The following is an 11580-nucleotide window of genomic DNA, read 5'->3' as shown; positions in this document are numbered from 1 at the left end:
CGAAGTGTCGAAAACCTGCTGAGCGTTCCGTCGACTCCTACGTTAGCGAATACAGGCAGGCGCGACTCGGCCATCTCCACATGCAGGAAGCAGAGCAGGTCGAGATAGTCGCGGCCGGTAGTAGGGAGGTCCTCCTCCGCTATGCCAAGGCCGTCCGGAGAGACGAGAAACTCGCGCGTCCTACCAGAGAGCGGGAGGCAGGCGTGCGGGCAAAGCAGGTAGAGCCCGGCAGCCGCCCCCTCGACCCCAAGTCCTGGAATGCCGTCGACTGCGCGCTGCAGCGCGTCTATGAACGGGCGCCGGTACGCATTGGGCATCCCCTCGAAAGCCCGCATGTCCGATGCCGTCTGCACCTTTTGCGCAAGATCACGCAGGAGGCTGGAAGCATCCGGGGAATTCGTTGTGGCATCAAGCACGCGACGAGCTTCACCGGCCGAGAGAAGCCCATCTTTGCGAGAGATGCCCACGCGCATGAGGCAAAGCGCGTCCTCTGCCCTTATAACCTCAGCGTCAAACGCGGCCCGGTCATCCCGTTGGGCAGTGAGGCTGCAGAGCAGCGTGATGGGGTCCCCCACCAGCATCGCGGCAGGGTCAGCCCCGCCCTCAAGAGATGCGGCTGCAATCAACGCGTATACGTCCTCCCACTGCTCCTCGAGAGTCAAACTTCCCCCCAGCCGATACAGGATCGAACACATCAACGGTCACCATAGCGCAAGAAAAAAGCTCCCCAGATACCAAACATCTGGTATCCGGGAAGCGACAGAGCGAGGCAGCACATGCCCCTAGTCGTACCTCTCGTCAATCACGCGCTTCGTCTTCTTCTCACTGCGCGGCAGGACGCCCAGCTCGACGATCTTGACCATGGGCGTGAAGCCTATGCGGTTTCTCACCTCGTGCGCGACCTCCTCGGAGAGGTCCGCCCAGTCCTGCGTGCCGTCCGTCTCCACGTAGATGCGCATGGTGTCGCATCCCTCGAGGTGCGAGAGACGAATCTGGTACTCGCTCGAGAGCTGCGGGTACAGCGCCAGCACCTCCTCGATTTGCCTGGGAAAGACGTTGACGCCATGGGTCTTGAACATGTCGTCGGACCGGCCCTGGATGGTGTCAATCCGCGGGTACCTCGAGCCACAGGGACACTCGCCCGGGATGATGCGCGTGAGGTCGTGTGTGCGGAAGCGAATGAGGGGCGCCCCCTCCTTGACGAGCGTGGTGAGGCAGATCTCGCCCCACTCGCCATCGGGCACGGGCGCGCCGGTAGCAGGATTGACAATCTCCACGTAGACGTAGTCGTCCCAGATGTGCATCCCACAGTTGTGCTTGCAGCTAATGCCAATGCCGGGGCCATAGACCTCAGTGAGACCGTAGATGTCGTAGCAGTCTATACCCAGGCCATCCATGATTCGCTGGCGAATCTTCGCGCCCCAGCGCTCTGAGCCAATCACGCCGTGCTTGAGGGCAATCTTGTCGCGCAGCCCGCGCTTCTCAACCTGTTCGGCCAAAAGCAGCGCGTAGCTCGAGATCGCACAGATGACGGTGGACTGCAAGTCGACCATGAACTGCAGCTGCTTCTCGGTGTTGCTCGGGCCCATGGGAATGGCCGTGGCACCTAGCCGCTCCACCCATGCCTGGAAGCCGATTCCCGCCGTCCATAGCCCGTACCCGGGCGTTATCTGGATGCGGTCGCGGTTTGTGACGCCTGCGAACTCGTAGCAGCGCTTGAACTGCTCGGCCCAGTCATCAACGTCCTTTGCGGTGTAGGGCACGATGACCGGCGTTCCCGTGGTGCCGGACGAGGAGCGGATGCGCACGACCTTCTCCTCGGGTACGGCGGCAAGCCCCAGCGGATATGCGTCGCGAAGGTCCTGCTTCTGCGAGAAGGGCAGGCTCAGGAAGTCCTCGGCGGACGATACCCCCGTGATTCCCGCCTCCTTGAGGCGCTTACCATAGAAGTTGTTGGAGGCACGCAGCCGCTCAATCTGGCGGTTGACGAGGTCAAGCTGTTTGTCGGAGATGCGCATCATTGCTCCTTAAAGGTTGGCCGCATAGGCAAGCGCCCGCATGTTAAGGCCCCAGAACCGCATGGGGACGCGACGGCGAATGGCTGAAGCGACGTCATCCTTGGAAAGCTCCAGCGCGCCCGCCCTCACGGCAGCGCCAAGCAGCACTACGTTGAGGCACTTGGCTGACCCCAGGTCTCGCTCGACGGCCTCGGCGTCGACCACGTGAAGCCTCTCGGCAGACACGCTGCCGCGCAGGAAGTCCATGACGGCGGAAAGGTCGTAGGCGGGGCCGCCGGTCATGGCACTCACGGGCACCACAGGTCGGTTTGCCACAACCACCACGCCCGCAGGCGAGAGGAACGACAGGCGTCGCACTGCCTCGGCCGGCTCGAAGGAGATGAGGAGGTCGGCTCGGCCGTCGCCAACGAGTGGAGAATGCACGCCCTCTCCTATGCGAACGTGGCTCATGACGGAGCCCCCGCGCTGGGCCATGCCGATTGTCTCGGCAGCCTTCACCGGAAGCCCTGCCGCCATGGCGGCATCGGATATGAGCTTTGAGGCGAGGACGGTCCCCTGGCCGCCCACGCCGACTATCACGACGTTTGTGCTCACAGGCGCTCACCTCCCGAGATGGCGTGCGTGGGACAAATCTGCTCGCAGAGCGTGCAGCCCGTGCACTGGGAGGCGTCGATAGCAACCTTGCCGTCCTCCTGGGGCACGAGTGCCGGGCAGCCGACCTGACTCACGCAGCGCTTGCACCCAATGCAACTCTGTGCGTCCACATACGAGCGCGCCTGCGGCTTGGCGAGCATGACGCAGGGCGACTTGAAGATGATGGCCTTCACGCCCGGCTCGGCAGCAACGCGGCGCACCACCTCGACGGCATGGGCGTGGTCGAGCGGATCGACCGTCTCCACAGTTGTGAGACCAATCGCCCACAACACGCGCTCAATCGAGACAGGCGTGACGTCTTGCCCCATAGCCGTGTGCCCGGTCCCGGGGTGCGGCTGGTGGCCGGTCATGGCCGTGGTCGAGTTGTCCAGCACGCATACCGTGAGCTGGGCCTGGTTGTAGAAGGCGTTCACTACCCCCGTGATGCCCGACGCAAAGAACGTGGAGTCGCCGACAAACGCGAAGGAGTTGGTGTCCGGTTCCACCTGCCAGAGTCCCTGCGCCACCGTGATGCCAGCGCCCATGCACAGGCACGTGTCGCACATGTCGAGAGGAGCTGCGTTGCCCAGCGTGTAGCAGCCAATGTCGCCGCAGAAGACGCACTTCTTGCCGCGCATGGCAACCTTCACGTCGTAGAAGCTGGCGCGGTGCGGGCAGCCGGCTCAGAGCACGGGAGGCCGCACGGGGAGCTGCGGGGCAGGGGCTTCCGGGACGGGCCCGCTCGGGGCGGTCTCGCTTTCGCGCCCCAGGAACGCGGAGACGACGCCGCCCACGTAGCCCACGGAGTTCTCGCCCGAGGGCTTCACGTCACCAGTGAGCTTGCCGCGAATCCGCACATTGAGGTGGTTGCGGCCGCACGTCTCGATGAGCGAACGCTCAATCACGGGGTCGAGCTCCTCCACGCAGAGAACCTCGTCGAGGCCGTCGAGAAAATCGAGTGCCAGGCGCTCCGGGAACGGGAACGGCGTGGCCACCCGCATGAGCCGCACCGAGTCGCCCTCTTCCACGTTCTCGAGGACGTACTGCCAGTTGATACCGTGGCTTACGATGCCCAGACGCAGACGTGTGCCAGAGACAGGCTCGATCACCTGGTTGCGTGGGTAGTCGGAGAGTTCGTCGGCCAGCCTCGCGTTGCGCTGCTCGATGGCGGCGTCGTTCCTCACCGAGAGCGCGGGGAAGATGACCCAGCGCTTGGGGTCGCGCTCGAAGCCATCGGGCTCGTGGCGCACGTACTCCTCGGCATCCGCCACGTCCACTGCCTCGTAGCCATGGTCGATGCGCGTGGTGGCGCGGAGAAAGACGGGGCTCCCCAGCCGCTCGGAGAGCTCGAAGGCCTCGCCCACCATAGCGAAGGGCCTCGCTCACGGAGCACGGGTCCAGAACGGGAACCTTGGAGAAGCGCGCGAAGGTGCGCGTGTCCTGCTCGATTTGGCTTGAGATTGGGCCCGGGTCATCCGCGACCATGACCACCATGCCGCCCTTGACCCCCACGTACTCCAGGCTCATGAGGGGGTCGGACGCCACGTTGAGACCAACCTGCTTCATGGTCACCAGCACGCGCGCCCCGGCATAGGCGGCACCGGCACCAACCTCCATGGGGGATTTCTCGTTCACGGACCACTCAACGTGCACGCCCTCGGGCCGGCGCTTTGCGATGGTCTCGATGACCTCTGTGGACGGAGTGCCGGGATACCCCGCGACAACGTTCACCCCAGTAGCGAGGGCACCAAGCGCGATGGCCTCGTTGCCCGTGAGGAACTCTTTATGCGTCGGCCTCTCCTTAAACGCAGGTAGGTTGACACTACCACCGCTGCAGGAAGGGCGCAGCCTCGCGTGGCCCAATCGTAACGTTTTATGAGACAAAGGGACAGTCCCTTTGTCTCACAGGCAGAGAAGGAGACCCGTCTTTCATGAGCCGACGCACACGCCTCGCCACGGGAGACACAAGGGCGGCAAGAACGGCTAGCGTTGTCGCAACCTCCTGGGCATCGTCCTTCCTTCTCAGCAGCTTGAGTTCGTGGCCGATCTCGTCGCTCTCGTGGTCCATGGCGTAGCGCCAGGGAATGTGACGCAGGTAGTAGTACCAGCTCCCCTTCCCCACGACGCCAGCCAGCCACGTGCCCCACTTGCCCAGCCGTGCGATGAGAGCCAGGGCATAGCGCGTGAGTCCATAGGCCGGCCCAAAGGTCTTCCCCATGCGAATGGCGCCGCGCCTGTCGTAGAACGAGCACGCCGCGTGGAAGAACTCCATCTCCAGGTCCCACGGCGACATGTTTTTTGGCTGGTAGGTGGCGTTCATCATGTCGAACGGCTCCCAGTCGCACTCGTCGCGCACGAGCATGCGGCTTTCCTTCTCGTACCCCTCGTAGACGGGCGTACCCGGGAAGGGCGTGAGAATGGCTGGCTGGAGCTTCGAGGCGTCGATGTCCTTGGCAAACTGCACGGTGCGCATGATGTCCTCGTGCGTGTCGGCGTCTGCCGCCTTCACGGGCGTCTTGAGCACGGTGCCCCTTTGAGACAACCTCCCCAGTGTGGCTCCCTGGGGAGGCCGGTTCAGGGGGGCACCGAGGCTCGAAATGAGACAAAGGGACTGTCCCCTTGTCTCATCGCAAATCGGCGACGGTCTGGCGCTCGACAAGTGTTCCGGCAATCCTAATCTGCTGGACGTGGTAGTTGGGGCTTGTGCCAAGAAGTGCCTGCTCAAAGGCACGACGTCCGCGCGAGAAGAGGTCAAATCGAACGGTCGTGAGCCGGTTGTGCGGCACCGAGGCGGTAAGCGAGTCGTCCACGCCCACCACGCTCACGTCCTCCGGCACCCTCCTGCCGGCATCCTCCAGCGCAGCAATGACACCGAGCGCCATCTGGTCGTTGGCAACGTAAACAGCCGTCATGTCCTTGTCGGCGGCAAGCGCCGCGCCAGCCTCGTAGCCGCTGTCAGCCGTCCAGTCCCCTCGCAGAGGCTCGGCAACGTCGATGCCACGCACCTCGAGCGCGTCTCGCCAGCCCCGCTCTCGGAAGTTGGAGTCGACGGAGTACGAGGGACCCCCCACAAAGCGAACCTGTCTATGCCCGCGCGAGAGTAGGTGGTCCATCACGAGCATGGAGCAGCCGTACTGGTCGGAGTCGACCGTTGTGCAATGGGGATGCTCGTACATGGTGAGCAGAACCGTGCCAAACCCCGGGCTGGGACGGAAGGTATCGAAGTCCTCGGCCTTGATGCTCATGCTCATGATCATGGCGTCAACCGGCAGCGTGAGCATGCGCTTTGTCATGCGCTCGAGGGAGACCGGGTCATCGTCGCCCATCTCCACCATAGTGATGGCGTCACCGTGCTCTCGCGCGGCGGTCATGATGCCATCGAGCGTGGAGAGGTTGCCAAACTGGGTGATGTTGTAGATGCAGAGACCCACAGAGCGGTAACGACCGCTCCTGAGCGACCTTCCCGCAAAGTTTGGCCTAAAGCCAAGCTCGTCCATGGCCTTCTGGACGGCCTTGCGGGTCGACTCGCTCACATTGGGCTGACCGTTAACCACGCGGGAGACCGTCTGCTGAGACACACCCGCCCTTTCCGCGACGTCTGCCATTGAGACGAAGCGATGCGAGCTGTCTTGACGCCCCGTGCTCATCTCAAGCCCCCTCCTGATCGAACGTGCCCAGTCGGGCCCTGTCACTTACCGTCTGCCGGACAAGCCAGAAATTCCCCAAGACTCTCGCTGCCCAACCGTTGTGAGTACGTTAACATAACTCTGCTTCCAAACGAAGCGCATAACGGCATTCGCTTGCTTACTGGGCAATTATCGCACACGAGAGGAGACCCCATGGTCAGCTCGGAGGCCCTTGGTTGCACGCCATCGGGAGCTTTGGTCCACGTCTTCACGATTACCACCCCCAGGGCACGCCTCAGGCTCATGGAGTTTGGGGCGGCGCTCCTCTCGCTAGAGGTTCCTGACGCATTTGGAAAACAAGGGGACGTTCTTCTCGGCCTAGCGTCGCTCGAGGACTACTTCGATAACCCAGCCTGCCATGGCTCCACCGTGGGACCCATCGCAAACCGCACAGATGGGGCAGAGATGACCATAGGCCCCGCCGTCGCTTGCCACCTCGCCAAAAACGATGGGCCCGGCAAGCGCAACAACCTCCACACCAGCCTTACCTCGGGACTCCACAAACGCGTGTGGAGGGCAGCGGCCGTCGAGAAGAGAAACGCGGTGCGCCTCACCTGCCGGCTTGGCGAGGGAGAGCTTGGCCTGCCAGGCAACCGCACATTCACCTGCGAGGTCTCGCTCGTCGACCTTCCCGATGACACCACACGTCTCACGGTCTCGTATGCATGCAAGTCCGACGCCCTCACCTTTGTGAATATGACCAACCACAGCTACTTCAATCTGGCAGGCCATGACGCCGGCAGCGCAATGAGAACGGTCGTGCGCCTCGAGGCAGACGAGTTTCTTCCCATCCGCGAGGACTCGGTCTCGACGGGTGAGATTCGCCCCGTCGACGGAACGCCCTTCGACTTTCGCGAGCCAAAGCCGGTGGGGCGCGACATCAACGGGAACAACGAGCAGCTGTATCGAGCGCGCGGATACGATCACTGCTTCTGCATCCGGGGCTGGAAGCCGGGTACCCCACCGCGCCTGGCCCTCTCCGCCCTTGACCCCGCTAGCGGCCGCACGCTTGAGATACGCGTGAGCACACCGGGCGCGCACCTCTACACGGGCAACTGGCTCGATGACGCCCACGCCAAGGGCGGCGGCACCTACCTGCCGCGCGCCGGCTTTGCGTTTGAGCCCGAGTTCTACCCGGACTGTGCCCACCACCTCTCGTGGCCGCAGCCCATCTGCACACCTGCCCAGCCGTACACCCAAACGATTGTCTACCAGCTAGGAATCATGTCACGCTGAGGAAAAATGCTGTAAAGGTGAGACGGGCGCTGCCCCCTCATTGCGAAGATGCGTTGCCCGGCATGCCGGGAGAAAGGAGAACACGATGAACGAGACGTGCGTCGGACGCCAGGACGGCTTTGAGCGGGCGCGACAGGTCTTCTGCCAGGAGTTTGGCGAACCCCCCGCAGGAGAGCGCCTGCTCCGGGTGCATGCTCCGGGCCGCTCGGAGATCGCAGGCAACCACACCGACCACGAGGGGGGCCACGTTATCGCGGGCGCCCTGGACGTGGCTGTAAACGCTCTCGGCCGCCCCAATGGCTTGGGCGTCGTGCGCCTGGCAAGCGACGGATACCCCACCATCGAGGTCTCCCTCGACTCGCTAGACCCCCAGGACGCCGAGAAGAACACTACGGCTTCGCTGGTAAGGGGCATGGCGTTCAGGATGGCCCAGGACGGGCGAACCCCTGCAGGCTTTGACCTTGCCATAACGAGCACCATCCCCGTAGGCGGGGGCCTCTCGTCGTCCGCGGCTGTCGAGGCAGCGCTGGGACGCGCGATGGAGGCCCTCTGGGAGGGACGCAGCTATGACGCGCTCGAGATGGCGCGCATGAGCCAGTTTGCCGAGAACGTCTACTTTGACAAGCCGTGCGGCCTCATGGACCAGGCATCCGTCTGTCTGGGCGGCCTTGCCTTCATCGATTTCGCCATCCCCGAGGACCCTGTGGCACGCCGCCTGGAGTTCGACTTCGAAGACCACGGCTATGCGCTCTGCCTCGTGGACGTTGGTTCGAGCCACGCCGACCTTACCGACGCCTACGCCGCCATGCCCCAGGAGATGCAGGCTGTTGCCGCCGTGTTTGGGAAGAAGCGCCTCTGCGAGGTCGACCAGGACGACTTCGACGCCCACGTGCCCGAGCTGCGACGCAAGCTTGGCGACCGTGCGGTCCTGCGCGCCATCCACTACTGGCGCGAGAACGAGCTGGTCGACAAGCGCTGGGCGGCGCTCAACGCCCCGGACATCGACGCCTTCCTCTCATGCACCCGCACCTCGGGTGCGAGCTCGGCAATGTTCCTCCAGAACGTCTCGTGCGGCGTGGAGAGCCAGCCTGCCATGGTGGCGCTTGGGCTTGCCGAGCGCGTTCTCGACGGTCGCGGCGCCACGAGGATCCATGGAGGCGGCTTTGGCGGCACCATCCAGTGCTTTGTCCCGCTCGACCTTGTTGAGGAGTTCTCCGACCGCATGGACGCATGGCTTGGCGCTGGCTCCTGCAGGCGCTACCGCATCTCTGACAGGGGGGCGTATGCGGAATGGGAGTAGAGAGCGCACATACGCCCATTGACGGTGGGGCCCTGGTTGCCGCCGCTACTGGGATTGTTGACTATGCCGCCAACCATGGGCTCATTGGCTGGGCGGACCGTGTCTGGGGCGTGAATGCCGTGCTTGAGGCCGTGGGCGCAACCAGCCCCGGTCCCAGCGACGCATGGGTGCTCGCCGAGGGACCGGACTCCCCTGCCGTGACGCAGGGTACCGCGGCCACGGCACCAGACGACCTTCTCGCCACTCTCGCCGAGGCCGCGGTGGCTAACGGCTGCACCGCAGACACCGCGAGCGGACGTGATCGCATAGCCATGCGCGTCATGGGGCTTCTCATGCCCAAGCCATCCGAGATCGAGGCAACGTTCAAGGGGCTTCTCGCGCAGAGCGGCCCCAAGGCAGCAACAAACTGGTTCTATCGCACCTGCTGTGACGCTGGCTACGTACGCCGCACTGCCATTGCCCGGAACGTCTGCTGGAATACGCAGACAGACTGGGGGTCGCTGGAGATAACCATCAACCTCTCCAAGCCCGAGAAGGACCCGCGCGAGATTGCTGCGGCAGGCAAGGCCCCTGCAGGCGAGAAGTACCCCGCCTGCCAGCTCTGCATTGAGAACGAGGGCTACCCCGGTCGCGCCGCCACAGACCCCATGGGCGCGCACCCCGCACGGCAGAACCTGCGGATCATCCCGATCTCCCTGGGCGGCGAGCGCTGGGGCCTGCAGTACAGCCCGTACGCGTACTTCAACGAGCACTGCATTGCCATGAGCGCAAGTCACCGCCCAATGCACGTTGACCGTACCTCCATCTCGTGCCTCTTCGACTTTGTGGACCTGCTGCCCCACTACTTCATTGGCTCCAACGCTGACCTGCCTGTGGTTGGCGGATCGATCCTCTCGCACGATCATTTCCAGGGGGGCGCGCACGTCTTTCCCATGATGCGCGCGGCCACGGCCGAGAGGTTCTCACTGCCCGGCTTCCCAGAGGTCTCCGGCGAGGTTCTGCACTGGCCCCTCTCGGTCCTGCGGCTCTCCTCCCAGAGCCGAGACCAGCTGCTTGACGCCTCCGACCACGTGGTTGCGGCGTGGCGCGCCTGGAGCGACGAGTCTGTGGGAGTGGTCGCGCACGACCCGGACGGTACTCCGCACAACACGGTGACCCCCATTGTTCGCCGCGTTGATGCCCAGGGCAACGTGGGTGGCGCCACGTACGAGGCCTATCTTGCCCTTCGGTGCAACGTCACAAGTGCCGAGCACCCGCTGGGCGTCTTCCACCCGCACGAGGAGTGGCACCACATCAAGCGCGAGAATATCGGCCTCATCGAGGTCATGGGGCTTGCCATCCTGCCGCCGCGCCTGGTGGGAGAACTTGGGCGTGTGGAAGAGCTGCTTGTTGCTGCAGCGACCAGGGAGGAGATGGCGGCAGACCCGCTGGCGTCCTCGCACGCCGCCTGGGCAGCGCAGCTTGCTGAGGAGAACCCTGGGCTTACCGCAGCAAACGTGCACCAGGTGGTTCGCGACGGTGTGGGCCTGGTCTTCTCTCACGTACTTGAGGACGCCGGCGTCTTTAAATGGGACGAGGCGGGCCGCGCGGCGCAGATGCGGTTTGTGGCATCGCTGTAGCGGCAGACGGCAGCGAACGGTTGAGGCCATCCCGGCGGTGCCGGGATGGCCTTTTCGTTTGCGTGAGGCGCGCCCGCATTCCTATTTCGAAAAACTGCGGCTTAATTGCCGTTACTTTAGCGTCTTGCTGATGGAAACCGCAGGTAAGCGCTTTGCTCGTCATTTGAGAGCTGCTACTAAACCGCAAGTTTCTACGTGGTGAGGGTTCCCGAGAGGCGAGGAATACCGACCAGATACACTATGCAGAGAAGCGGGAAGTTGAGCCGGGGAGGCCAGCATGGAATCCGAGATAGGCCTGGAACGGGTTTCGCGGGACATCAACACGCTTGCAAGCTTCCTGGGGATGCGAGACGTGCCCGCACTCAGCCGCGACGCCCTCGTCGCACGCTATGGCTTTGAACAGGCAGACGTGATGGCACTCTTTGGCGGCTCCATTCTTGCCGGCGGGGACGTGTTGGCAGACGCGATGCGTACCGGCGTCGCGCGCACGTACGTAATTGTGGGCGGCGCTGGGCACACCACGGAGACGTTCAGGGCGAGGGTGCGCGAGCTCTGCCCGGAGCTGGAGTTTGCAGACGATGCCACGGAGGCACAGATCTTCTCGGCATACCTATCCCACGCTCATGGCCTTGAGGCGGACTTTCTGGAGACTCGCTCAACCAACTGCGGAAACAACATCACCTACCTGAGAGACCTTCTCGCCGAGAAGGGCATTTCCTGCAAGAGTCTGATTCTCTCGCAGGACGCCACCATGCAGAGGCGCATGGTGGCCGAGGTCGAGAAGGAGATGCCCCGCGTGCTGCCCATCGCATTTGCCACCTATGCGGTAAGCGTGGTTGTGCGCGACGGAGAGCTGGCCTTTGACCACTCCCCGCTTGGCATGTGGAACATGCGCCGCTACCTGACCCTGCTCATGGGCGAGATTCCGCGCCTCACCGACGACGAGAACGGCTATGGACCGTGTGGCCAGGGCTTTCTTGCGCATGTGGACATCCCTAACGAGGTAAGGGCCGCATGGGAGCGCCTTCTCGCGCGATATCCCTGGTCGATGAGGAAGGCGGACCCCCGCTATGCGGGGTAGCGTGACG

General features: G+C 63.8%; 11 protein-coding genes and 1 pseudogene. 4 read left to right on the top strand and 8 right to left on the bottom strand.

The window, feature by feature from the left end; genetic code table 11:
• The 8 genes and pseudogenes from NVS32_RS07560 to NVS32_RS07530 form a co-directional block, all read right to left on the bottom strand.
• Window positions 1-662, bottom strand: a 662-nt coding sequence (locus tag NVS32_RS07560; protein ID WP_258499272.1) for a hypothetical protein, incomplete at its 3' end; no start/stop codon positions are given.
• Window positions 663-782: 120 nt separating this feature from the next.
• Window positions 783-2018 (bottom strand): phenylacetate--CoA ligase family protein, encoded by a 1236-nt coding sequence (locus tag NVS32_RS07555; protein ID WP_258499271.1) that lies wholly within the window; start codon window positions 2016-2018, stop codon window positions 783-785.
• 9 nt (window positions 2019-2027) lie between these two features.
• Complete coding sequence (locus tag NVS32_RS07550) at window positions 2028-2612, bottom strand: 2-oxoacid:acceptor oxidoreductase family protein (RefSeq protein ID WP_258499270.1); 585 nt, start codon at window positions 2610-2612, stop codon at window positions 2028-2030.
• Window positions 2609-3289 carry a thiamine pyrophosphate-dependent enzyme gene (locus NVS32_RS07545; protein WP_258499269.1) on the bottom strand — a complete coding sequence of 227 codons (681 nt, stop codon included), beginning with the start codon at window positions 3287-3289 and terminating at the stop codon, window positions 2609-2611. Before NVS32_RS07545 ends, NVS32_RS07550 begins: the two co-directional genes overlap by 4 nt.
• 45 nt (window positions 3290-3334) lie before the next feature.
• On the bottom strand, window positions 3335-4018 hold the full coding sequence (locus NVS32_RS07540) for a hypothetical protein (RefSeq protein WP_258499268.1): 684 nt from the start codon (window positions 4016-4018) through the stop codon (window positions 3335-3337).
• 13 nt (window positions 4019-4031) lie between these two features.
• Window positions 4032-4514: pseudogene (locus NVS32_RS11115) on the bottom strand (hypothetical protein); the annotation flags it as partial.
• A gap of 10 nt (window positions 4515-4524) precedes the next feature.
• Window positions 4525-5175: a hypothetical protein gene (locus tag NVS32_RS07535; protein WP_258499267.1), complete on the bottom strand. Its 651-nt coding sequence runs from the start codon at window positions 5173-5175 to the stop codon at window positions 4525-4527.
• 100 nt (window positions 5176-5275) lie between these two features.
• On the bottom strand, window positions 5276-6298 hold the full coding sequence (locus NVS32_RS07530) for a LacI family DNA-binding transcriptional regulator (protein ID WP_258499266.1): 1023 nt from the start codon (window positions 6296-6298) through the stop codon (window positions 5276-5278).
• A 192-nt stretch (window positions 6299-6490) separates the two neighbouring features.
• Here NVS32_RS07530 and NVS32_RS07525 point away from each other — a divergent pair, with 192 nt between their 5' ends.
• From NVS32_RS07525 to NVS32_RS07510, 4 genes are all read left to right on the top strand, one after another.
• Window positions 6491-7573, top strand: coding sequence for an aldose epimerase family protein (locus tag NVS32_RS07525; protein WP_258499265.1), 1083 nt, complete (start codon window positions 6491-6493; stop codon window positions 7571-7573).
• 85 nt (window positions 7574-7658) lie between these two features.
• Window positions 7659-8873: a galactokinase gene (locus NVS32_RS07520; protein ID WP_258499264.1), complete on the top strand. Its 1215-nt coding sequence runs from the start codon at window positions 7659-7661 to the stop codon at window positions 8871-8873.
• Window positions 8864-10492 carry a UDP-glucose--hexose-1-phosphate uridylyltransferase gene (locus NVS32_RS07515; protein WP_258499263.1) on the top strand — a complete coding sequence of 543 codons (1629 nt, stop codon included), beginning with the start codon at window positions 8864-8866 and terminating at the stop codon, window positions 10490-10492. Before NVS32_RS07520 ends, NVS32_RS07515 begins: the two co-directional genes overlap by 10 nt.
• Window positions 10493-10769: 277 nt before the next feature.
• Window positions 10770-11573 (top strand): ElyC/SanA/YdcF family protein, encoded by an 804-nt coding sequence (locus tag NVS32_RS07510; RefSeq protein ID WP_258499262.1) that lies wholly within the window; start codon window positions 10770-10772, stop codon window positions 11571-11573.
• Window positions 11574-11580: the final 7 nt, after the last annotated feature.

Origin of the sequence: Tractidigestivibacter montrealensis, assembly GCF_024741235.1 — a bacterium.
Lineage (GTDB): Bacteria > Actinomycetota > Coriobacteriia > Coriobacteriales > Atopobiaceae > Tractidigestivibacter > Tractidigestivibacter montrealensis.
Note: the sequence above shows the minus strand (reverse complement) of the source record. Positions and strands in the feature narration are given on the sequence as shown.